Annotated in this window: 18 protein-coding genes; 13 read left to right on the top strand and 5 right to left on the bottom strand. The window is 63.4% G+C overall.

The features are described 5' to 3' along the window. Nucleotides 1-45 precede the first annotated feature (45 nt). Complete coding sequence (locus tag KRZ98_RS21470; protein ID WP_217675250.1) at nt 46-1,632, top strand: family 43 glycosylhydrolase; 1,587 nt, start codon at nt 46-48, stop codon at nt 1,630-1,632. On the opposite strand, the gene KRZ98_RS21465 is transcribed toward KRZ98_RS21470, so the two are convergent. Continuing rightward, entirely contained in the window at nt 1,629-3,236 is a 1,608-nt protein-coding gene (locus KRZ98_RS21465) for an AMP-binding protein (protein ID WP_217675249.1), read from the bottom strand. The two genes, KRZ98_RS21470 and KRZ98_RS21465, sit on opposite strands and share 4 nt — an antisense overlap. Before the next feature lie 136 nt (nt 3,237-3,372). On the opposite strand from KRZ98_RS21465, the gene KRZ98_RS21460 reads away from it, so the two are divergent. After that, complete coding sequence (locus KRZ98_RS21460; RefSeq protein WP_217675339.1) at nt 3,373-4,872, top strand: CoA-acylating methylmalonate-semialdehyde dehydrogenase; 1,500 nt, start codon at nt 3,373-3,375, stop codon at nt 4,870-4,872. A gap of 300 nt (nt 4,873-5,172) precedes the next feature. After that, the gene (locus KRZ98_RS21455) at nt 5,173-5,556 is read left to right on the top strand and encodes a cytochrome c family protein (protein ID WP_217675248.1); all 384 of its coding nucleotides are present in this window, start codon (nt 5,173-5,175) and stop codon (nt 5,554-5,556) included. Nucleotides 5,557-5,559: 3 nt separating this feature from the next. Here KRZ98_RS21455 and KRZ98_RS21450 read toward each other — a convergent pair whose 3' ends face one another. Together KRZ98_RS21450 and KRZ98_RS21445 are read right to left on the bottom strand one after the other, a co-directional pair. Continuing rightward, nucleotides 5,560-6,924 carry an ATP-binding protein gene (locus tag KRZ98_RS21450; RefSeq protein WP_006966873.1) on the bottom strand — a complete coding sequence of 455 codons (1,365 nt, stop codon included), beginning with the start codon at nt 6,922-6,924 and terminating at the stop codon, nt 5,560-5,562. Next, on the bottom strand, nt 6,924-7,658 hold the full coding sequence (locus KRZ98_RS21445; RefSeq protein WP_217675247.1) for a response regulator transcription factor: 735 nt from the start codon (nt 7,656-7,658) through the stop codon (nt 6,924-6,926). Before KRZ98_RS21445 ends, KRZ98_RS21450 begins: the two co-directional genes overlap by 1 nt. A 341-nt stretch (nt 7,659-7,999) precedes the next feature. On the opposite strand from KRZ98_RS21445, the gene KRZ98_RS21440 reads away from it, so the two are divergent. The 4 genes from KRZ98_RS21440 (at nt 8,000) to KRZ98_RS21425 (ending at nt 14,900) form a co-directional block, all read left to right on the top strand. After that, complete coding sequence (locus tag KRZ98_RS21440) at nt 8,000-9,127, top strand: efflux RND transporter periplasmic adaptor subunit (RefSeq protein ID WP_254798760.1); 1,128 nt, start codon at nt 8,000-8,002, stop codon at nt 9,125-9,127. 10 nt (nt 9,128-9,137) lie between these two features. Continuing rightward, complete coding sequence (locus tag KRZ98_RS21435; RefSeq protein ID WP_217675246.1) at nt 9,138-12,299, top strand: efflux RND transporter permease subunit; 3,162 nt, start codon at nt 9,138-9,140, stop codon at nt 12,297-12,299. Next, nucleotides 12,296-13,651: an efflux transporter outer membrane subunit gene (locus KRZ98_RS21430; RefSeq protein ID WP_217675245.1), complete on the top strand. Its 1,356-nt coding sequence runs from the start codon at nt 12,296-12,298 to the stop codon at nt 13,649-13,651. The genes KRZ98_RS21435 and KRZ98_RS21430 overlap by 4 nt, the downstream gene beginning before the upstream one ends. A 106-nt stretch (nt 13,652-13,757) precedes the next feature. Beyond that, entirely contained in the window at nt 13,758-14,900 is a 1,143-nt protein-coding gene (locus KRZ98_RS21425; RefSeq protein ID WP_217675244.1) for a ThuA domain-containing protein, read from the top strand. A gap of 55 nt (nt 14,901-14,955) precedes the next feature. On the opposite strand, the gene KRZ98_RS21420 is transcribed toward KRZ98_RS21425, so the two are convergent. Both KRZ98_RS21420 and KRZ98_RS21415 read right to left on the bottom strand, forming a co-directional pair. Further along, nucleotides 14,956-16,131 carry a MaoC family dehydratase N-terminal domain-containing protein gene (locus tag KRZ98_RS21420; protein ID WP_217675243.1) on the bottom strand — a complete coding sequence of 392 codons (1,176 nt, stop codon included), beginning with the start codon at nt 16,129-16,131 and terminating at the stop codon, nt 14,956-14,958. Nucleotides 16,132-16,436: 305 nt separating this feature from the next. Continuing rightward, nucleotides 16,437-19,103, bottom strand: a complete 2,667-nt coding sequence (locus KRZ98_RS21415) for a glycoside hydrolase family 2 TIM barrel-domain containing protein (RefSeq protein WP_254798758.1) — start codon at nt 19,101-19,103, stop codon at nt 16,437-16,439. 171 nt (nt 19,104-19,274) lie between these two features. Between KRZ98_RS21415 and KRZ98_RS21410 the strand changes: the two genes are divergently transcribed. The 6 genes from KRZ98_RS21410 to KRZ98_RS21385 all read left to right on the top strand — a co-directional run bounded on the left by KRZ98_RS21410 (nt 19,275) and on the right by KRZ98_RS21385 (nt 23,530). Then, a complete protein-coding gene (locus tag KRZ98_RS21410) occupies nt 19,275-19,928 on the top strand; it encodes a TetR/AcrR family transcriptional regulator (protein WP_217675241.1) in 654 nt (217 codons plus the stop codon). A gap of 175 nt (nt 19,929-20,103) precedes the next feature. Beyond that, nucleotides 20,104-21,279 (top strand): amine dehydrogenase large subunit, encoded by a 1,176-nt coding sequence (locus tag KRZ98_RS21405; RefSeq protein ID WP_217675240.1) that lies wholly within the window; start codon nt 20,104-20,106, stop codon nt 21,277-21,279. Between the two features lie 2 nt (nt 21,280-21,281). Next, a complete protein-coding gene (locus KRZ98_RS21400) occupies nt 21,282-21,812 on the top strand; it encodes a MauE/DoxX family redox-associated membrane protein (RefSeq protein WP_217675239.1) in 531 nt (176 codons plus the stop codon). 6 nt (nt 21,813-21,818) lie between these two features. Then, entirely contained in the window at nt 21,819-22,421 is a 603-nt protein-coding gene (locus KRZ98_RS21395; RefSeq protein ID WP_217675238.1) for a methylamine utilization protein MauD, read from the top strand. A gap of 23 nt (nt 22,422-22,444) precedes the next feature. Then, nucleotides 22,445-22,990 (top strand): methylamine dehydrogenase (amicyanin) small subunit, encoded by a 546-nt coding sequence (mauA, locus tag KRZ98_RS21390; protein ID WP_006949568.1) that lies wholly within the window; start codon nt 22,445-22,447, stop codon nt 22,988-22,990. A 12-nt stretch (nt 22,991-23,002) separates the two neighbouring features. Beyond that, entirely contained in the window at nt 23,003-23,530 is a 528-nt protein-coding gene (locus tag KRZ98_RS21385) for a cytochrome C (protein WP_217675237.1), read from the top strand.

Raw genomic sequence — 23,530 nt, 5'->3', positions numbered from 1 at the left:
ACCGCCCCTGCAAGGGGAGGATGAGTTTTTGATAAGGAGCGCCCTATGACGATCAGCCGACGCGATGCGATGACGGGTGGGCTGGTCGGGAGTGCGCTGGCCTTGCTGGGTACGGAAGCGGCCGCGGCGTCCCCGGCGGCGACCGACTGGAAGCGCGGTTTCGACAATCAGCGTATCGCGGACCTTGGCGACGGGCGTTTCCTTAATCCGCTGATTTCGGGCGACCGGCCCGATCCCGCCATCCTGAAGGATGGGGCGGATTATTATATGACCTTTTCGACGTTCGACAGCTATCCGGGCGTCACCATCTGGCATAGCCGGGACCTGATCAACTGGCAGCCGCGTGGGGCGGCACTCACCAAGAATATCGGGTCGGTATGGGCGGTCAGCCTGGAGAAGCATGAGGGCCGCTACTTCATCTATATCCCGGTCAAGGCCAGTCCGAACAGCATCTTCGTCATCCATGCGGACAGCATCGACGGGCCGTGGAGCGAGCCGATCGACCTGAAACTCCATGATCATATCGACCCTTGCCATGCGGTGGGGGAGGATGGCAGCCGCTGGCTGTTCCTGTCGGGCGGGGACCGTATCCGCCTGAGCGAGGACGGGCTGTCCACGGTTGGCGCGGTCGAGCATGTCTATGATCCCTGGCGCTATCCCGATACCTGGGATGTCGAGGGCTTTTCACCGGAAGGCCCGAAAATCCATCGGCATGGCGGCTGGTTCTATATGCTGACCGCCGTGGGCGGGACGGCGGGGCCGCCGACCGGGCATATGGTGATCGCGGCGCGATCCCGTTCGATCCATGGGCCATGGGAGCAGCATCCCGGCAATCCGCTGGTGCGGACGCAAAGCCTGTCCGAACGCTGGTGGTCGCGCGGCCATGCCAGTCTGGTAGAGGCACCGGACGGCAGCTGGTGGGCCGTCTATCATGGCTTTGAAAATGGGCTGTGGACGTTGGGGCGGCAGACCTTGCTCGATCCGGTCGAGTGGACGGCGGATGGCTGGTTCCGCATGACCGGGGGCGATCTGTCGCAGCCGATCGCGAAGCCGCGGGGAGGTAGGGCGGTTCCGCATGGCATGGCGCTGTCGGACGATTTTGCGACGCTCAATCTGGGCGCGAAGTGGAATTTCTTTCGACCAGCGCCGGACGAGGCCAGCCGGGCGCGGGTGGACAAGGGCGCGCTGGTACTGAAAGGGCGTGGGACCGCGCCGGTCAATTCGTCACCACTGCTGCTGATCGCGGGCGACCCGTCCTATGAATTTCAGTGCGATATCGAGATTGCGCCGGGCGGGACGGCAGGGCTGCTGCTCTTTTACGACGACAAGCTGTATTGCGGGCTGGGCTTTGACGAAACGCGCTTCGTCACCCACCAATATGGCATGGAGCGGGGCCGCCCCGCCAATCCCCATGGCCGCAAGCTGACGATGAAGGTGACCAATCGCCACCATATCATCGCCTATCATCTGAGTGGTGACGGCGGGCGGACATGGAGCCGCTTCGACCGGGGGATGGAAGTGTCGGGCTATCACCATAATGTGCGCGGCGGATTTCTGATGCTGCGGCCCGGCCTCTATGCGGCGGGTCCGGGCGAGGCACGGTTCCGCAATTTCCGGTTCCGGGCGCTCTAGGATGCCGTCAGCGTCGCGCGGATGGCCGCCTTCAGCACTTTGCCCGCGTCATTTTTGGGCAGGGCATCCCGGAGCACGACGCTTTCGGGATATTTGAAGCGGGCGACGCCGTGCTGGCCAAGAAAATCGGCGATGGCGGGAACGTCCGGGGTTGCGTCGCCGCTCGGCACGATGACCGCGACAGCGCGTTCGCCGGTGCGCGGATCGGGGATGCCGACGATGGCGATTTCAAGGATGCCGGGATGACCGATCAGTAGATCCTCAATCTCCTTGGGCGCGATATTTTCGCCATTGCGGATGATGAGATCCTTAATCCGGCCCGTGACGACCAGATGGTCGCCGTCGATCCATGCGCCCTGGTCGCCGCTACGGTAATAGCCGTCCGCGTCGAAGCTGCCTTCCTCATCCTCCGGATGGAGATAGCCGACCATCATCTGTGGCCCGCGTGCGCGGATTTCGCCGTCCGGGGCGATGCGGATGGTGGCGATGCCAGCGCGGCCATCGGTATCGGCGGCATGATCGCGGTCGGCGGGGTCGATCACGCCGACAGTGGTGACCGGCAATTCGGTAGAGCCATAGACGCGGCTGACGATCGCCTTGTCGAAATAGGCGGCAGCGTCGCGGATCAGGCTGGGCGGGACCGATGCGCCGCCGCAGATGAAGAGTTTGAGATCGGGCAGGTGCGTCTCTGCGGCGCGGGCCGAGGCCAGCAGATGCTGGAGGAAGGGGGTCGCCCCGGCCATATGGGTGCAATGCCGGGCGGTGATGATGGCGACGGCCTCATCGGGGTTCCAATATTCCATCAGGATCGCGGTCGTGCCCAGCAGCAGCGGGGTTTCAAAGGCGTAGATCGACCCGCCAATATGGCTGACAGGGGAGGGAACGAGGAAATGGTCGCCCGGTTCGACCAGCCAGTGTCGGCCGATCTGGCGGATCAGCGCGTTGATGCTGTTATGGCTGTGGAGGACGCCCTTGGGCCGTCCGGTAGTGCCGCTGGTATACATAACCATGCGGACATCATCGGGATCGACGGTCGGGAACGGCGCGTCGTCCGTTTCTGCCAGCAGGTCGGCAAAGGCGATGTGCTGGCCAGCATCCCCGCGCAGGACGATGACGGCGGGCGGACTTTCCAGCGCCGGGGTGACGCGGGTGAGCATCGCGGCATAATCATTGCCGCGAAAGCTTGCCGGGATGAAGATCATCGCGCTGTTGAGGTCAGCGAGGATGAAGCGCAGGTCATGATCGCGCAGCGAGGGCAGGATCGGGTTGGCGACCATGCCCGCGAGCGTCGCGCCCATGTAGATGATCGCGGCTTCATGCCAGTTGGGCAGCATGAACGAGATGGCGCTGCCCGGTGCGAAGCGGGCAAGCATCGCCTGCGCCAGGCGGGTGGCCTGCGCGTGGAGGGTGGCGGCGGTCAGGCTGGTGTCGCCGTCGATCAGCAGGATGCGGTCGGGTGTGTCGCGGGCCGCGCGGACCAGCGCGTCGGCGGCGGTCTCCGCCTGCCACCAGCCGTCCTTATAGGCCTGCGCCGCCAAGGCATCGTCGCGGCGGACGGACCAGCCGGTGGGCGTCGTGCGCCGGGGGGAAGCGATTTCGGGCATGGCGCAGAAATGCGGGAGTATGGCGGCACGGGCAAGCGGGGTGGCAATCCACCGTCCCGGCGATCAAAATAGCAGCGATATTTCGATGCGTCCGATCCTCCTTTATGGGCAGCCGATCAGTTCATGCGAGGGCATCATGCGCATCATCGACAATTTCATCGGCGGCCAACATCAGACATCGACCTCCACCCGGCTGGGCGACGTGTTCGATCCCGCCACCGGCAAGGTGCAGGCGCAGGTTCGCCTGTCCGATCCCACCGAACTGGATGCGGCGGTCGCCAATGCGCAGGCGGCGCAGCCAGCCTGGGCCGCCATGAACCCGCAGCGGCGGGCGCGAGTGATGTTCAATCTCAAGGCGCTCATCGAAAAGCATATGGATGAACTGGCCGAAATGCTGTCGGCCGAGCATGGCAAGGTCCATTCGGATTCCAAGGGCGACATTCAGCGCGGGCTGGACGTGGTGGAATTTGCCTGTGGCATCCCGCACCTGCTGAAGGGTGAATATACCGAAGGTGCGGGGCCGGGGATCGACGTCTATTCGATGCGCCAGCCGATCGGCATCGCGGCGGGGATCACCCCGTTCAACTTCCCCGCGATGATCCCGATGTGGATGTTCGCGCCAGCGATCGCGTGCGGCAATGCGTTCATCCTGAAACCCTCCGAACGGAACCCGTCGGTGCCGGTGCGGCTGGCGGAACTGGCGATGGAGGCGGGGCTGCCCGCAGGCATCCTGAACGTCATCCATGGCGACAAGCAGGTGGTGGACGCGATCCTCGACAATCCGGCGATCCGCGCGGTAAGCTTTGTCGGGTCGTCCGACATCGCCCAATATGTCTATGGCCGTGGCGCATCGAACGGCAAGCGGATGCAGTGCATGGGCGGGGCGAAGAATCATGGCATCGTCATGCCAGACGCCGATCTGGACCAGGCGGTCGCGGACATATTGGGCGCGGCTTATGGATCGGCGGGCGAGCGTTGCATGGCGTTGCCGGTGGTGGTGCCGGTGGGGGAAGCGACGGCAGTGGCGCTGCGGGCCAAGCTGGAAACCGGGATTGCGGGCCTGCGCGTCGGCGTGCCGAGCGACCCCGACGCCCATTATGGTCCGGTGGTCAGTTCGGCCCATAAGGCACGGATTGAAAACTATATTCAGATGGCGGTTGATGAAGGGTCTGAACTTGTCATCGACGGGCGCGGCTTTGCGTTGCAGGGCTTTGAGGAAGGCTTCTTCCTCGCGCCCACTTTGCTCGACCATGTGAAGCCGGACATGAAAAGCTATAATGAGGAGATTTTCGGCCCGGTGTTGCAGATGGTGCGGGCGCAGACGTTCGAGGAGGCGCTGAGCTATCCGACCAGACATCAATATGGCAATGGCGTCGCGATCTTTACCCGCAATGGCGACTATGCGCGCAAATTCTGCGCCAATGTCGAGGTCGGCATGGTCGGCATCAACGTGCCGATCCCGGTACCGGTCAGCTATCACAGCTTTGGCGGCTGGAAGCGGTCTGGCTTTGGCGACATGAACCAATATGGCATGGATGGGGTGCGTTTCTATACGCGGGTCAAGACGATCACCCAGCGCTGGCCGAGCGGCGGCGCGGTGACGGACCAGAGTTTCGTTATCCCGACGATGAGCTGAACATAGGCGCAGATGATATATGATTTAACATAATCCTTGTTATCAAACTTTATCTGCGTCGATTTTCGGCAGGCGGGGTATGCGGGCGACCGTGTGGCCCTCCTTTGCCACTGGCTCATCACCGCACACTTGCAAAGTCCGGTTGCCCTGCGGAAACTCCATGATACATCCATGCCGCTGGCAGTCGGCTTTGCTGCGGTGGCGAACATGCTTCAATCACCGTTCACATTCGGACTGCCATAGGGAGATCATCGCACGTTGATGAAGAATCGGCGGCAGAATGAAGGGATGAGTTGAAGCATGACAATCGCGCGGAGTTTGACCGGACTGACAATCGCCATGGTCGCAATGGCCGCCACGCCAGCGCTGGCCCAGGCGGGCGATGCCGCCAAGGGCAAGATCGTGTTCGCCCGTTGCGCGCTGTGCCATGACGTCAAGGCTGGACCCAAGAAAATGGGACCGAATCTGGCGGGTCTGTTCGGCCGTACATCGGGCACGGTGGCAGGCTTCACTTACTCGCCCGCGATGCAGAAGGCCAAGATCCGCTGGGACGCCAAGACGCTCGACACATTCCTGACCAAGCCCAATGCCCTTGTTCCGGGTAACCGCATGGCCTTTGCCGGCGTGCCGCAGGCTGCCGACCGCGCCAATCTGATCGCCTATCTCAAGGCCGAAGCGAAATAGGCTTCATGCCTTCATGTCGATGATGGCGATCAGGCCGCCATCATCGGCATTGCGCAGCCGCACCGACGCCTCGAAACTCATGGCGAGGGATCGGGCGATGGTGAGGCCTATGCCGGTCCCGGTGCGTCCGCCCGGCTGACCGGTAGCGCCGCGCGTGAAGGGTTCAAACATCTGGTCGAGCCGGTCGGCGGGGATGCCCGGTCCATGGTCGCGGATTTGAATCAGCACCCGCCCGCCTGCCCGCGCGCACCCGATGTCGGCGCTGCCGCCATAGCGTACCGCATTATCGACCAGATTGGCGATACAGCGGGTCAGCGCATTGGGCTTGACCCGGACAGTCCCGCCGCAGCCGGTCAGGAATCGCACCGGCGCGCCAAGCTCCTCCGCATCTTCGGCCATGCTGGCGAGCAGCGAGTCGATGTCGATGACCGACCACTCCTCCCGCGCCTCGGTACTGCTGGCCAGATCCAGCCCTTCGCGCACCAGCCGCTGCATCGCTTCATGATCGGCGAGCAGACGCGCGCGCAACTCCACATTCTCCACCAGTTCCAGCCGCAGCCGCAGCCGGGTGAGCGGGGTCTGGATGTCATGGCTGATCGCGGCGAGCAGCTGGGTCCGTTCGGCAAAGCCCGCGCGGGCGCGCCGCTGCATCAGGTTGAAGGTTGAGAGCGCGGCGCGCACTTCTTCCGGCCCGCGTTCGGGAATTTCCTCCGGGTCGAGCGAGACCGAGAAAGCCTCCGCTGCCTGCTCCAGCCTGCGCAATGGCTTGGACACGAACCGGGCGACAAATATCGCAAGCCCCGCCGACGCCGCGACAATGACCAGCAAATAGAGCGGATTGAAGATGGTGCTGGGCGGTTTGGCGAGGCGCGGGAAGCTGAGCGCCATTTCGCGCCGTTGCCCGGCCTGATCGGTGAAGCGGACGATCCAGCAGTCGGGACGCGGCGCATCGACCAGCCCGGCCGCCCGTTCCCACCGACCGGTATAGGTGGCAAAGCACAGGCCGGTAGGCACCTGCCCTGCCTCTGGCTGCGAGTGGGGACCAAAGCGTTCGGCGAGCGACTGTTGCAGGGCCGTATCCGGTTCGGTGAGCGAGATGCCCTGCGGCACTGGGGCGGCACCCATGATGCTGTGATCGGCCATCATCGATTCTATCCGCGCGGGATCACGCCGCAGGCGGTCGGCAATGTCCACCGCGCTGGCCACGACGCGCTGCCGCCGCACCCGCTCGAAATCATGGCGGCGGGTCTGTTCCGCCACCAGCAAAGCGATGATCGCGGCGATAGACATGCCCAGCGTCAGGATGACGAAAATCTGCCCGGCCATGGACCGGAAAAAGCTGCGAACCCGGCCGCCCAGTCGCCTCATCACGAATAATCCACCGCGCTGGCCAGCACATAGCCTTCGCCGCGCACCGTCAGGATCAGTTCGCTGCCGCCCGCGACGTCGGCCAGTTTCTGGCGCAAGCGGCTGATCTGGAGGTCGATCGAGCGGTCGAACGCGGCGGTGGCGCGCCGTTCGGGCAACAATGCTTCCCGTCCCAGAACGATATTGGGTTGCTCGATAAAGTGGCACAATAGCCGATATTCGGCCGACGACAGCATGACCAGCCGGTCGTCGGGCGCGATCAGCCGTCGCTGCACCAGGTCGAGCCGCCACGGACCGAAATGCGCATAGCGCATCGCACCCGTCCTGCCCTGCGTTCCGGTGTCGCCGCGCCCCCGGCGCAGCAGGTTGCGGATTCGCACCAGCAATTCGCGCGGCTCGAACGGCTTGGTCAGATAATCATCCGCACCCAGTTCCAGCCCCAGCACCCGGTCGATCGCGCTGCCCCGCGCGGTCACCATGATGATCTGCACGTCCGATCCTTCCCCGCGCAATTCGCGACATAGCGACAGGCCGTCGCCATCGGGCAGGTTGAGATCAAGCACGATGAGGTCGACCGGATGATCGCGCAGCATTTGCCGCAATTGACCAAGGTTCGCCGCCGCCAGCAGCCGGTAATTTTCCTGGGCCAGCTGACCAACGATCAATTCCCTGATGTCCGCATCGTCATCGACGACCAGCACGGTGGCGGGACGGGCGGAGGCGGTATCGGGCATCCCCCTTCCCTAGCGTGTCGCGCGGCGAAAGTCTGCCCGGCGGCCATCGATGATACAGGCTGATACAAAGCGATACGATAAGCCGCACAGTGCCACAGATCGAAGCCAAATTTCGCTATGCTGTCACGGCCAAAATAGCGAAGAGGCTGAGGTCGGCTGCCCCCCTCGCCGACACCATGCGGAGTCCTTGCGATGCCTGTCCGTCCACCGGGACGGACAATCGCCGCCATCGATCCGACCGTCAGCGTACGCCCCCTCCCCCCGTGCGCCCCGGCGGGTCGAACCAGGCGCGAAAGCGCATCGCAAGGCTCCGCCTGGTCAACAAGGAAATTTGCCCGACCATGTTTGCGCCTTTGTCTGTACGATCCCTGCCCTTGATGGCGCTTTGCCTGGCCATCGCCGCCTGCGGCGACAAGCCGCCGCCGCAAAAGGGACCGGTCGAGGTAGGCGTGGTGACGCTGAGCGCGCACAATGTCACGGTGGCGAGCGAATTGCCGGGCCGCACCGTATCCACCATGATGTCGCAGGTCCGGCCGCAGGTGGCCGGCGTTATCCAGAAGCGGCTGTTCACCGAGGGATCGCTGGTGAGTGCAGGCCAGCCCCTCTATGAGATCGACCAGCGACTGTACCGTGCGTCCCGCGACGAAGCGATGGCCGCGCTGGCGAGCGCGCAGGCGACCGCTGCGGCGGCGCAGGCGAAGGCGCGGCGCTACGCTACCCTGTCGGACAATGAAGCGGTGAGCGCGCAGGATCGCGACGATGTGACCGCGACCGCGCGGCAGGCCGCCGCCGCTGTCCAGCAGGCGCGCGCCAGCCTGGCCACCAGCAACGTCAATCTGCAATTCACGTTGGTCCGCGCGCCGATCAGCGGCCGGATTGGCCGCACCCTGTTCACGCAAGGGGCGCTGGTTACCGCCAGCCAGGCCGATCCGCTGACGACCATCCAGCAACTCGACCCCATCTATGTCGACATCACCCAGTCGAGCGCGCAGCTGTTGCAACTGCGCCGATCACTGGCGGCGGGCAGGACGCTGCCGGCCAGCGCGACGATCCGTCTGAAACTGGACGATGGCAGCGACTATCCGCAGGAAGGCCAAATCGAATTTGCCGAGCCGATCGTGGACGTCAACAGCGGCACGGTAACGCTGCGCGCGCGCTTCCCCAATCCAGACGGGCTGCTGCTGCCCGGCATGTTCGTGCGCGTGGTCGCGCCCCAATCGGTGGTGCCGGGTGCGATTCTGGCTCCGCAGCAGGGCATCAGTCGCGATCCCAAGGGCAATGCCACCGCCCTGGTCGTGACCAGGGACAATAAGGTCGAACGGCGCACCGTTACCGCAGATCAGGCGATTGGCGACGCATGGCTGATCACCGCCGGGCTGAAAGCGGGCGACCGCCTGATCGTCGAGGGCACAGACAAGGTGAAGCCGGACGACAAGGTGAAGCCCGTCACCATTGCGACGAAGAAGTAGGAACAGGGTCTTGCTCAGTCGCTTTTTCATCGAACGGCCGATTTTCGCCTGGGTCATCGCCATCGGTGTGATGATCGCGGGCGCGGGGTCCATGCTGTCGCTGCCGATCGCCCAATATCCCGACATCGCCCCGCCATCGGTCGGCATCAACGCGACCTATCCGGGGGCATCGGCGGAAACCGTCGAAACCAGCGTCACGCAGGTCATCGAGCAGCAGCTGACCGGCGTTGACGGGCTGATGTATTTCTCGTCATCATCCTCGGCGACGGGACGATCTTCGATCACCGTGACGTTCGAGAAGGGAAACGATCCCGACACCGCGCAGGTGCAGGTGCAGAACAAGGTGCAGCAGGCATTGAGCCGTCTGCCCAACGCGGTGCAGCAGCAGGGGTTGACCGTCACCAAGTCGCAGACCGACTTCCTGATGCTGGTGGGCATTTTTGACGAGACCAACCGCGCGTCGCAGTCGGATATTTCCGACTATCTGGTCAATAATTTCCAGGATTCGATCGCGCGGATCAGCGGTATCGGCTCCTCCCAGATTTTCGGGTCGCAATATGCGATGCGGATCTGGCTCGACCCCTATAAGCTGGCCGCCGTCAAGCTGATGCCGTCGGACGTGCAAAGCGCGATCGCGGCGCAGAATGTCGAAGTGTCCGCCGGGCAGATCGGGGCCGATCCCGCGCCTGCGGGACAACAACTCAACGCCACGGTCACAGCGCGGGCGCGGCTCCAGACGCCGGAGCAATTCCGCAATATCATCGTCAAGACGCAGACCGACGGGTCGATCGTCCATCTGTCCGACGTGGCACGGGTGGAGCTGGGCAATGAAAGCTATACCACCGCCGCCCGGCTGAACGGCCATCCCGCGTCCGGCATGGCGTTGCAGCTGGCACCGGGTGCGGACGCGCTCAAGACCGCCGAACTGGTCAAGACGCGGGTGGCGGAGCTTTCGACCAACCTGCCCGACGGCTACAGAATCGTATTCCCGCGCGATACAACGCCCTTCATCCAGTTGTCGGTGAACGAGGTGATCAAGACGCTGATCGAGGCGGTGTTGCTGGTCATTGTCGTGATGTTCCTGTTCCTGCAAAGCTGGCGCGCGACGCTGATCCCCGCGATCGCGGTGCCGGTGGTGCTGCTCGGTACGTTCGGCGTGCTGGCGCTGTTTGGCTATTCCATCAACACGCTGACCTTGTTCGGCATGGTGCTGTCGATCGGCCTGCTGGTCGATGACGCCATCGTGGTGGTCGAGAATGTCGAGCGCATCATGGAGGAGGAAGGGCTTTCGGCGCGCGAGGCGACCATCAAGTCGATGGAGGAGATTGGCAGCGCGCTGGTGGGCATCGCGCTGGTCCTGTCCGCCGTGCTGCTGCCCATGGCCTTTTTCGGCGGATCGACCGGGGTGATCTACCGGCAATTTTCGATCACCATCGTGTCATCGATGCTGCTGTCGGTGCTGGTCGCGCTGATCCTCTCCCCCGCTCTGTGCGCCACGATCCTGAAACCCATCGCGGAGGAGCGCCGGACTCAGGGCTGGTCGGGCAAGTTCAACCGCTGGTTTGAGCGGCTGACCAATGGCTATGTCCGCCGCACCACGCAGATGCTGGGCAAGCGCACCCTATTCTGGGGTGGCTATGGCGTCATCCTCGCCATTCTGATCCTATTGTTCGTGCGGCTGCCTACCAGCTTTCTGCCGGTCGAGGATCAGGGGCAGGTGATGGTGCAGATGACCCTGCCCGCCGGTGCCAAGTCCAGCCGCACCGCCCATGCGGTCGAACAGATGCAAAATTATTTCCTGAGTGACGAGAAGGACAATATCTCCTTCGCTTTCGTGATGACCGGTTTCAGTTTTGCCGGGCAAGGCGAAAATACCGCGCAGGGCTTCATCAACCTGGCACCCTGGGGCGATCGGCCGGGGGCGGTGAACAGTGCCAACGCGATTGTCGGGCGCGCCAACAAGCAACTGGCCGCCATTCGGGACGCGCGGGTGCTGGCGATGACGCCACCCGCCATTCGCGGGCTTGGCCAGTCCAACGGCTTTACCTTTGAGCTGCTCAACACCGGCGGGCTGTCGCGCGCGCGCTTTCTGGAACTGCGCAACCAGTTGCTCGCCGTCGCGCAGAAAGACCCGCTGCTGGCCGGGGTGCGCGCGGCGACGCTGGAGGATACGCCCCAGCTCAAGGTCGATGTCGATTCCGAAAAGCTCGCGGTGCTGGGCCTGACCCAGAGCGATGTCGACAATGTGCTGACGTCCGCCTGGGGTAGTCGCTACGTCAATGACTTTGTCGATCGCGGGCGGGTGAAGCGTGTCTATATGCAGGCCGATGCGCCCTATCGCGCGCTGCCGACCGATCTCGACAAATGGATGGTGCGATCCGGCAGCACGGGGGAGATGGTCCCCTTCTCCGCCTTTGCGACCAGCCACTGGACGATGGGCCCGACCACGGTGGCGCGCTTCAACGGCCAGTCCGCCTATGAAATTCAGGGTCAGGCCGGCCCCGGCGCGAGTTCGGGCGAGGCGATGGACCGGATCGTCGCGTTGCAAAAGCAGCTGCCGACCGGCACCAGCTATGCCTGGAGCGGCCTGTCCTATCAGGAGCAATTGTCGGGCGGGCAGGCTCCGTTGCTCTATGCGCTGTCGGTGCTGATCGTGTTCCTGTGCCTGGCAGCGCTCTATGAGAGCTGGTCGATCCCGTTCGCGGTGCTGCTGGTGATCCCGCTGGGTCTGGTCGGTGCCGTCGTTGCCGTGTGGGCGCGGGGGCTGGAGAATAATATCTATTTCCAGGTCGGGTTGCTCACCACCATGGGTCTGGCGGCAAAAAATGCGATCCTGATTGTCGAATTTGCCGAACTGGCGCACCGGCACGGCAAGGATGCGCTTTCGTCTGCGCTGGAGGCGGCGCGATTGCGGTTCCGGCCGATCCTGATGACCAGCCTGGCCTTTATCGCGGGCGTCATCCCGCTCGCCATCGCCACCGGCGCGGGCGCGCAGAGTCGGATCGCCATCGGCACCGCAGTGGTGGGCGGCATGGTGACGGCGACGGTGCTGGCGATTTTCTACGTGCCGCTCTTCTTCGTCACGATCGCCCGGCTGTTCGGCAATGATCGGCCCGTGCGGCCAGACCCTGGGCCGGAACCGACGCCGCCCGGCGCAGGCGTGCCCGCATGAGCCGCACCGTCCTTCCTCGGGCTGCTGCGCTGATGCTGGCCGGGTGCAACATGGCCCCCGCCTATGTCCGCCCTGCGCCGCCCGTCCCGGCGGTGCTGCCGACGGGTGAGGCTTATGCGCCGACGCAGCTTGGCACGCAGGCGGGTCTGGCGTGGGGGCAGCTGGTGAGCGATCCGTCGCTGCGCACGGTGATCGAGCGGGCGCTGGCGAATAATCGCGACCTGCGCGCGGCGCTGGCCAATATAATGTCGGCGCGCGCCCAATATCGGGTGCAGCGGGCGGCGCAGTTGCCGACCCTGACCGGCGATACTGGCGCGAACGTCACCCGGCAGAATGACAGCTATAGTGCCGATATCGGCTTCAGCGCGTTCGAGATCGACCTGTTTGGGCGGGTGCGCAATCTCAGCCAGTCAGCGCTGGAATCCTATCTGGCGACGCAGGAGGGTGCGCGGGCGACGCGCATCGCCCTGATCGCCGAGACAGCGACCGCCTATGCGACGCTGGCGGCAGACCAGGAGTTGCTGGCGGTGTCGCGTCAGACGCTGGACAGTGCACAGCGCAGCCTCACCCTGACCCAGTCGCTCAATGAGGCGGGGCTGAGCGGCAAGCTGGACGTCTATCAGGCGCAAACCATAGTGGAGCAGGCCGCCTCCGACGTCGCCGCCAATGTGACGCAGGTGGCGCAGGATCGCAATGCGCTGGACCTGCTGGTCGGCGCCCCGGTCGAGGAAGCGCTGCTCCCCGCCTCGCTCGACGCTCTGATCACGGGCGTCGCCAGAGTACCCGCCGGCCTGTCGTCGGACATGCTGCTCCAGCGTCCCGACGTGTTGCAGGCGGAGCATCAGCTCAAGGCCGCCAATGCCGATATTGGCGCGGCGCGCGCGGCGATGTTTCCCAGGATCAGCCTGACATCGGCCATTGGCGTCGCAAGTTCTGCCCTGTCCTCGCTGTTCACCGGCGACGCCTTCGGCTGGTCGGTGAGCCCGTCCGCCAGCCTGCCGATCTTCGGTGGCCCGGCGCGCGGCAATCTGGACTATAGCAAGGCGCAGCGCGATCTGGCGGTGGCGCAATATGAGAAGGCGATCCAGACGGCATTTCGCGAGGTCGCCGACGCGCTGGCGCGGGATGGCACGATCGATGCGCAACAGGCGGCGCAACGTCGCCTGGTCAACGCCAGCGCGCGTGCCTACGACCTTTCGGAACAGCGCTACCGATCGGGGATCGACACGTTCCTGAATATGCTGGTCAATCAGCGGTCGCTCTACGCGGCGCGACGCACGGCGATTGCGACCGATCTTGCGCTCGTGCGCAACCGGCTGCTGCTCTACCGCGTTATTGCGGCCGACCAGTAGGATCTCAGGGTGAGGCAAGCATTTGCCGGGGAACAACAGACCATTGGTCCCCAACGATGCACATTGGTATGACAGGCGCGACACTCACGCCAAAGGATCAAAGGCCATGCGCGTCAAACAGGCATTTCTGGGTTGCATCGCAGTTCTGGCTGCAACGCTGGCTGCGTCCGGCATCGCCAGAGCGGACACTACCAAAGCCGTCATTGCCAAAGCCGTTACTGACTGCCCCTTGCGCGACGCGCCGTTTTCGGTCGGGTCGCCGCTGATCGACATATTGCTCAGCCCGGCGGCGCGGGCGGTGCTGGACAAGGCGGCTCCCGGCCGCCTCGACAAGCTGCCGCCATTTTTCGCCAGCACGACGCCACCAACCTTCGCCGCCATTCTATCGCTGCGTGAAGCAGTCGACATTCTCCAGATCAAGCCGGACATGATCGCCACGATCGATGCCGAACTCAAGGCGTTGCCCGTAACCGCCGCCGACAAGGTTGCGCGCTGCGCCCGCTACGACAATGACGTGCCCATATCCACGCTGCCCGCTGGCCGTCCCCGTCTGTTGCTGTTCGAGAAGATCAACGGCTTCCGCTATGGCGCCTCGGTCAATGCCGCGCGGGAGGCTTTGCAGGCGATGGCCAATCGCAAGGGCTGGTCGATGCTTGTCACCGACAAGGCTGGCGCGTTCAATCGCGCCACGCTCGCTAAGTTCGATGCGGTGATCTGGAACAATGTCAGCGGTGACGTGCTGACGCTTTCGCAGCGCCGCGCGTTTCAGGACTATCTGGCGCGCGGCGGCGGCCTGGTGGGGATGCACGGCACGGCGGGCGACCCTGTCTATTTCTGGGACTGGTATGCCGACATGCTGATCGGCGCGCGGTTCAAGGGACATCCGCAGACGCCGCAGTTTCAGGAAGCCCGCATCGCCGTCAACAAGGCGCATCCTCTGGCCAGCGCCCTGCCCGCCGAATGGCGGATGACCGACGAATGGTATTCGTTCAGCACCAACCCGCGCGCAGCCGGTGCCGATGTCCTGCTGACGCTGGATGAAAGCAGCTATCAGCCGGTAGGGATGATGGATCAGGACCTGCGCATGGGTGACCATCCGCTGGCATGGACCAATTGCATCGGCAAGGGACGGATATTCTATTCCGCCATCGGCCACATGCCCGAAACCTACAGCCAGCCGGAGCATGTCGCTTTGCTGGAAACAGCGATCGACTGGGCCGCGAACCGTCGAGCCGTTTGCAAGCCTTAGGGCAGAAGCGATCACTGGACGGGCTTGCGACACCATCGCAAGCCCGTCCATCCCGTCATTTTTTGGGGAGCATTACTTCCGCCTTGGCCGTCGCCAGCACGGTGCCGACCTGATTGGCCATTCGCACGTCCACCTGCACCACGTCGCGGCCTTCATCATCGACGAATTTGTCGACGATGGTGCCGGTCATGATCGTGATGTCGCCGGTGAAGGCGGGACCGCGATAGGAGGCGACCGAATGGGTCACCATGCCCCATTCGCCGGCCCAGCCCGACAGATAATCGACCACCCACGCCCCCATCGACGCGCCATAGCCATAGGCGCGCGGCATCCCGATGAAGCGCGCCCAGCGCGGGAAGAGATGCCCGCGCGACGGGCCGAAATAGGCGCCATCCGTCAGCTCAGGATTGATCCGCTCCATCACCGGATCATTTTCATGGCCCGCCATTTCATCGACAAAGCCAAGCGCGGCCAGGTCAAGGTCCGTCCGCCGATGTGTGCCGCCCCAAATGGTGAACAGATAGGCGCGCCATTCTGTGGTGAAGCTGGCAATGCTGTGCGGGCCGAACACCCGTTCGGGCAGGGCATCGCCCACCGCCACATCATCCAGATAGCGTTTGCCATGACCCAGATTGTGCAGCATCTGGACCCAGCGGAACTTGCGCTCCTGAATCTCGGCCAGCTCCTGATCGGTCCAGACCGGATCTTCGGTATTTTCGACAACCTCGGCGGATGTCTTTTCCCGGCCCGCTTCCGCCGAATAGCGGATCGCGGTCGATCGCTGCTTCGCCAGCAGATCGCCATTTTGATTGTAGTAATTATTGTCGCCGCGCTGGAAGCAGGTGGGACCGGCGAATTTGGTGTCCTTGACGACATAGTCGAACGGCACCCGCTCATTATGAACCATGTCGCCGCCCTGGATGCGCGGGCCATAGAACCACCATTCGTCACCGCCGAACAGCAAATGCGAATTGGGGATGCTGCCGACACAGGCTGGTCCGGCACCATGGCCATCGTCCATCGTCACGGCAAAGCTCTGCGGCGCGACCAGTTTGCCCCAGCGGCTTTCCTCGGCATAGTCGGCGTCATAGTGGAGCAGGTTGGGATAGTGCATCGCCTGCACCCAGCGGCGAATGTCGTTATTGTGGATCGGTTCGCGCATCCGGGCGGGCTGCATCGGCTTGCCGAGATATTGGTCGATGTCCGAACAGTCGAAGATGGTCTCGCTCACAGGTCAGATGCCTCTCTTGCGCAATCATGGCGTTGGCCCGCACCCACGGTTCATTGGGGCGCATGGCATGGGCGACCATAACAGGCGGACAAGGCACATCTGCCAAGACCGGGTCATCGGTCCGGGCGCGGACCTGCCGCTCGACCCCGCGATTTTTTGGCGGATTTGCAGGCGTTTTCCGACTTTATCGTCGTGCCGATCTTTGCCATGCCGTCCAAACGAGACGCCAGGTCCGGCGATGGGCGCAATGCAGGCTGACTTTGCCGCCAGTGCGACGAATCAGGCGATGCCCGACGCCTACGCTGCTATTTCGATATCTCGATCGCCGCGACCACCGCCTTGCCACCCTGCCCCGCAAAATCGAGCCGCAACAGCCCGTCCCTGACCCTGACAGGGAAGGTCATAGCAAAGCCCTTGAGCGGACCTGCTGCGGCCCTGGCGATGTTGAACGCGGGCACCGCCGTCTTGCCCTGCGCGGTGATCGCCATGCTCTGCCCCTCCGTACCCTCCGTGCGTGGCTCGAAGCTGTGGATGGTCACGCGCCATTTTCCATTGGGTACAGGAATGGCATAGGAAAAGGCATCGCCTTCGCGCCAATAGGCGTAAAGGTCCGGTTCGGTGGCTTCCACCATCCTTTTCGGTCCCGAACTACGGCCCCCGAAACTGCCCAGATTGAGTACGGCAGGCTGGCCGCCGGTGACGAAATGATCCGATCCAAACCGGCGATCGCCCAGCACCCGGCCCGCAATGTCACCCGCATCGATATGGATGCCCAGCGCCGGATCAGGACCATGCCAGACCATGGAATCGCGCACCGTCTGGCCATGCGCCACCGCCGTCACTACCGCATCGTTCGCGCCCGGCGCCAGCGGCACGTTGGTCCAGTTGCAGATGCTGCCGCCAGAGGCGACGTCGCCGACCACCCGCCCGTTGATCGTCAATGTCGCCCGCTCGGCATTGCTATAGGCCTTGACGTCCATGATCGGGTAGGTGCGGTCGATATAGCGCTTGCCGGTCAGGTGCAGGACCGGCTCACCCGACCATTGCGCCTTGTAATAATAAAATGCGTCCTTCTTCACCTTGCGATCGAACGTCACCAGCCCCTTGGTATTCAGATCGACGGAATCGCCTTCCTCGCGCAGGCTCGACGGGAAATCGAACATGTTCCATACCCAGCTGGCGAAGATATAGTCGCGTTCCCGGATCGCGGGCCAGTTCGCCTCATGCACCCAGCCCAGATATTCCTCGGTCTGCGGCCGACCGATCGCGTTGATGAACCCGGTCCTGATATTGTCGCTGTGCTGGCTGATTGCGCCACCGGCACCATATTCGCTGACCGATATCGGCAGCGCCGGATGTTCGGCATGGAATTTGTCCATCTGCGCGCCCAGTTGCTGCCGCGCCTCCAGAGGCTTTGGATAATACCAGCCAAAATAGCGATTATAGCCGATCAGGTCCGCCGTCCCCGCCAGTTTCTCCCCGGCGGTCTGGATCATCCTCAACCCCTCGCAGCAATCGGCAAAGGCGGTCGGACGGAACGGATCCTCCTCCTTCGCCACCGCCTGCAAATGTTGCAGCAGTGCCAGCGGTTTGGCGGGTTCCCTGCCCACGCCAAAGCCCTTGGCGGAATCCACTTCATTACCTACCGACCACAGCAGGATCGAGGGATGATTGTAATTCTGGCGGATCTGTTCGCGCAACTGCTCTTCGGCATTGGCCCATAAAGCAGGCGCGCCCGTGCCACCATCGAGCGACGGCGCGGTCACATAGGGGAGTTCGGCCCACACGACCATGCCCGCGCGATCCGCTTCCCCGGTCCATTCGTCGGCATGTTGATAATGGGCCTGCCGCACCGTGTTGGCGCCCATTTCCCTGATGAGCGCCATATCATTGGCATGGTCCTGCGCCGACAAGGCCCAGCCCTTGCCCGCCCGGTCCTGATGGCGCGACACGCCATGCAGCTTGATCCGCCGACCATTCAGGAAAAAGCCGGCATTGGCGTCGAAGCGAAAGCTGCGAATGCCCAGTGGCTGGTCGACCCGGTCGAACAGCCCGACCTTGTCGCGCAGCTCTACCGTCACCGTATAGAGATAGGGGTCCGCCGTGCCGTTCCACAGATGTGGCCGGGCCACATCCAGGTCGAGCGTCGTCGTCATGCTTCCTGCGGGCAGCTTCACGGGCATCGTCGTGCGTGCGACCTCCACGCCTGCCGCGTCCCGAATGATGGCGCTCGCCATAGCCACCCGCGCCTTGCCCTGATTGCGCAGTCTGGCCAGCACTGTAACATGCGCCGTCTCCGCCGTGATGCTGCTGGCCCGCGCATAGATGCCCGGCCCGGCATGATCGAGCAGGTCGATACCCGCATCGGGCGCTGTAATCAGCGACACACCGCGATAGATGCCGCCATGCACGAAAAAGTCCCCGGCCAGCGGGATGATATATTCGGTCGAACTGCCCTTGGCAGGTTTGCTATTGTCGGCCTTCACCACGATCAGGTTCGGTGCGCCCGCGCGCCAGAAGCGGGTCACGTCAAAGCGGAAGCGCGAGAATGCGCCCTTGTGCTGGCCGACATGCCGGCCATTCACCCACAGGTCCGCGATCGTCCCGACAGCGGCGAAATCCAGATAGTGCCGCTGCCCGCCGGTTGCCACCGGGGCATCGACCGTGCGCCTGTACCATCCCACACCCTGCGCGCTGTTGGCCCCGGCCGACCGCTTCAGGCCATATTCGCCAAAATGATTCCAGCTATGGGGTATGGAGATCGCCTCCCAACTCCCGTCATCATAGCCCGGAGCGGTCACGCCGCTGTCATCGCCGCCAAAACGGAAACGCCAGCCATCGTCCAGCGACCGGACCATGCGAGGCGATGCGGCTTCGGCCACACCGGTTCGCGAGGGCGGCGCATCGGTCGCCAGCGCCTGAACCGGCGTCGCGATCAAAAGCAACGGGGCCAAAAGAGACAATCTATTCATGCGGATATCCATTCCCCGGCCGATGCCAATGGACTTTATGATAACGTTATCATTATGCGGCTGTCGAGCCGCATCCCCGTCGCCGGTGCGATATTCGTCGCGGCGATCAGGACAGGAAGGGTGGCGGCGCGTCCGAATGGATGGTAGGATCGGCGCAAGGCGGATAGTGACATGATATTCTCACCCTCCCGTCCCGGCATCTACGCGCGCGGGACAGAAACGGTCGATCAGATCCTCAAGGCAGCGCTGGCGGTATTGATCGACGAAGGGTCCGATGCCTTCACCCTGCGCCGCATCGCCGCGCGGTGCGACATGAAGGTCGGCAATGTCAGCTATCATTTCCCGCGCAAGGAAATGCTGATCCAGGTGATGCTGGACGAACTGGTCGATTCCTATGGCGCGATGATGGACAAGACGGTGCGCAGGCCCGGCCTGACTGCCGAAGAAAGGCTGAGGCGCGTCATCATCCTGTGCCTGGACGACATACAGACCAAGCGTACCACCCATTTATTCACCGAATTATGGGCGCTGGCCAATCATAGCGATTTCGTCGCCGATCGGGTCCGCGCCTTTTATGAGCGGGTACATGGTGCCATCGGCGAATATGTCGCAGAACTCAACCCGGCGCTGTCCGCCGACGAAGTGCATAGCGTCGCCCTGTTCATCAGCGCGTCGATGGAAGGATCGACCCCGTTTCTGGGCCATGGCAAGCCCTGGGCGCACAAGATGCCGGCTTTCACCGCGCTTGCCGCTACATCGCTGGTTCACCTCGCCAAAACGGTGACATCGCGCGACCTTGCTGGGTTGATGGCGCAGACCGCATAAGGCCAGCAAACAATCCGGCTCTGCGGCGCATTGCTGCATTGCAAAATATATTTCTGCTCCGCCCGCCAAAGCGCTTGACCAATACCGGACAGCTGTCCAATCTTTGCCCAGACGCCGTTGTGGGGACCCGATGAGTCCGCCTGGGCGTCCGCACGATCAAGGGGGATCACGCCAGATGCCGAGAACCGCCGCCAGGGGATTGTTCGCTGCCGCCGCATGGGGCTGGGCGCTGCTTGTTAGCCCGGCTCAGGCCGCGCCCGCCGATACCGGCACCGTGCTGGAAATGGAGACATCCGACGTCCTGACCATCACCCCGCCCAAACCGACCTGGTTCTTTGTCGATGGCGGGTGGGACATGCCGGGCACCAGCATTTTCGACGGCGAAACCGGCAAGATGAAGGGCATGGTCGAAACCCGCCGCCTGGCCGACTTCGCGATCGATCCGGCGGGCAAATATTATTATGTCGCCGAAACCATCTGGTCGAAGGGGGATCGCGGCACGCGGCAGGACATGGTGTCGGTCTATGACAGCCAGACGCTGAACCTGATCACCGAAGTCCCCCTGCCCGGCCGCATATTGATCGGGTCGCGCAAGAATAATTTCATCGTCAGCGACGATGGCAAAACCGCCTTTGTCTATGATTTCAGCCCTGTATCCGGGGTGAATGTCGTCGATCTGGTCAAGCGCAAGTTCGTGACTGCGGTGGAACTGCCCGGCTGTGCCAGCATGATGCCCAATCCGGGTGTCGGTTTTTCCGCGCTGTGTTCGGACGGTTCACTCGCCACCGTGGCGATCAAGGGGAGCAAGGCGGACATCACCCATAGCGCGCCCTTTTTCTCGGCCACCGATGATCCGATCTTCGACAATTTCACCTATGACAAGCGCAAGAAGGAAACGACCTTCCTGACCTATACCGGCCAGATTTATCAGGCCAAGTTAGGCCCGACGCCGACCATTTCCGCGCCATTCTCCATTCAGGCCGCTGCGGGCATCCGTCCGGGCGAAACCACGCCGCTGGAGCTGAACTGGTATCCGGGCGGTCGCCAGCCGATGGCGCTTCACCGCCCGTCGGGCCATTTGTTCGTGCTGATGCATATGGGCGAATATTGGTCGCACAAGGCATCGGGCACCGAAGTCTGGGAGGTCGACCTGGCCACGCAAAAGGTCGTCAAGCGCCGCGCGCTCAAGGAGCCGATGAACAATATCGAAGTGTCGCAGACCGACAAGCCGCTACTGTTCATGAATGGCGAGGAGGCCAGCGCCATCGTCATCGACGTCGCCACCGGCGAGGAAAAGCACAAGATCGAAAAGGCCGGGGGCAGCACCATTACGGTTGCGGACCCGTCCTGACCATGGCGCTGGGGCTGGCAATTACCGGACTGGCCGCATCGCTGGGCGTTGGCCTAATCCTGCTGATCGCGGGCATCGACAAATGGCGTCATCGCATGCTGCTGCCCGGCGTGATCGCCAATTACCGGCTGCTCCCCACCGGGCTGGTCTTACCTGCCGCGAAAATCCTGCCGATCGCTGAAATAGGGATCGGCGGCGCACTGATCGTGGGCTTCGCGCCACTGCCGGTGATATTGGCTATCCTGCTCCTGACGCTGTTTGGGGTGGCGATGGCGATCAATATCCGGCGCGGTCGCACCCATATCGATTGCGGTTGCGGGCGGTCGCAGCTGCGCCATCCGGTCGGCTGGCCGCTGGTCGCCCGCAACGCCGTGCTGGCTGTGCTGTTGTTTCCGCGCCTGTGGCCCGCGCCATCGTTTGGCGCGATGGATATCGGCACGGCCATGGTTGGCGGTGTTGCACTCTATCTGGCCTATCTGCTCTGCAATTCCATCGGCGCGCTGATCGCGTCGCCCGCCGCCTACCGGAGATAAGCATTCATGATGACATCGCTCATTCTCTCGCAAATCCTGTCATGGATCGTGATCCTGGGACTTGGCGTAGCGCTGCTCGCGGTAGCGCGCCAGGTCGGCGTGCTGCACATCCGCGTCGCGCCAGCCGGTGCGCTCACCACCAGCGGCGGCCCGGCGGTTGGCGACGCCACGATCAAGGTCGATGCCCGCGCGCTTGACGGTACGCCCGTGACGATCGGCGGCCATGCCCATGACGTGCCGCTGCGCCTGTTGATGTTCGTGTCGGCCCAATGCCCGCTGTGCAAGTCGATCATCCCGATGGCCAAATCCTTCGCCCGCGACGAGCGTGTCGCGCTCAGTTTCGTAGGCGATGATGATGCCGCAGCCCAGCGCGCGATGATCGCGCAGCATGGGCTGGAGAGCTATATGTTCGTCAACGGCCCTGAAGTCGGGCAAGCCTTTGGCGTTGCCAAGCTGCCCTATGCTGTGTTGCTCGACGCGGAAGGGACAATCCTGTCCAAAGGACTGGTCAACAGCCGCGAGCATCTCGAAAGTCTGGTCATCGCTCATGAAATGGGGATCAAGACCGTGCAGGAATATATCGGATCGTTAAAGGCGCAGGCAGCCTGAGCGGCATATAGGGGGTCAGTGACATGAAAAAGTTCGACGCCGACGCCATGGGCGAACGATTGTTGCGCAAATTGGCCGGGGGTACTTCGCGCCGCTCAATGCTCTCGCGCCTCGGCGCAGCGCTGGTTGCCGCGCCTGCCTTCCCGCTGCTGCCGGTCAGCCGCGCCGAAGCGGCCAAGCCGGACCGATCGCCCGAAGCCAAGACCGGCTTCGCGCGCAATGCCCAGACCAAGGATGACACCAAGTGCGATTATTGGCGCTATTGCGCTATCGATGGCGCGCTTTGCACATGCTGTGGCGGCGGTATCCACAGCTGTCCGCCGGGCGCGGAGCCATCGCCTGTTTCCTGGGTTGGCACCTGCATCAACCCGGACGATGGCAAGGCCTATCTGATCGCCTATCGCGACTGTTGCGGCAAACCCGCCTGCGGCCAGTGCGGCTGCGACAATACCGACCGCGAAACCCAGCTCTACATGCCGCAACTCAATAATGACGTGATCTGGTGCTTTGGCACGACCAGCATGGAATATCATTGCTCTACCGCGGTGCTGGTGGGGTCTGCCAGCTAGGACTTTATCGCGATGCGCAGGCTATTGCTGGGTTCCCTGCTCCTGATAGGCGCGGTCGGCATAGGCCGTGCCGCGTTGCCGCCATTGGGCGTGTTGCCCGCTGCGATCACCGACCCGGATCTGGCGCGATCCGACTATGCCGAACATTGTGGTGGCTGTCACGGTATCCAGGGCAGCGCGGCGCCTGCGCAATTGCCTGAACTGCGCGGGCGGGTCGGCTGGTTCATGTGTACGCCGCAATCGCGCGCCTATCTGATCCGCCTGCCCAATATCGCGCATAGCCGGATCACCGACAATCAGCAGCTCGCCGATCTGGTCAATTATATGGTCTTTGGCCTGGGCGGGGCGAGCGCGCCTGCCGGTGCCAAGCCTTTCACGGCGGACGAAGTGGCGCATGAACGCAAATTCGCCCTGACATCCGCCTCACTCAAGGCCGAACGCGCCCGTTATGTCGAGGTCGCGATCCGCCAATGCGGCGCGCCGGCGACCATGAGACTGCTCTATCCAGGGCAGAAATGGCCCGTTGTTGAACCAGATTAG

Origin of the sequence: Sphingobium sp. AS12 (assembly GCF_019097845.1) — a bacterium.
Taxonomy (GTDB): Bacteria; Pseudomonadota; Alphaproteobacteria; order Sphingomonadales; family Sphingomonadaceae; genus Sphingobium.
Note: the sequence above shows the minus strand (reverse complement) of the source record. Positions and strands in the feature narration are given on the sequence as shown.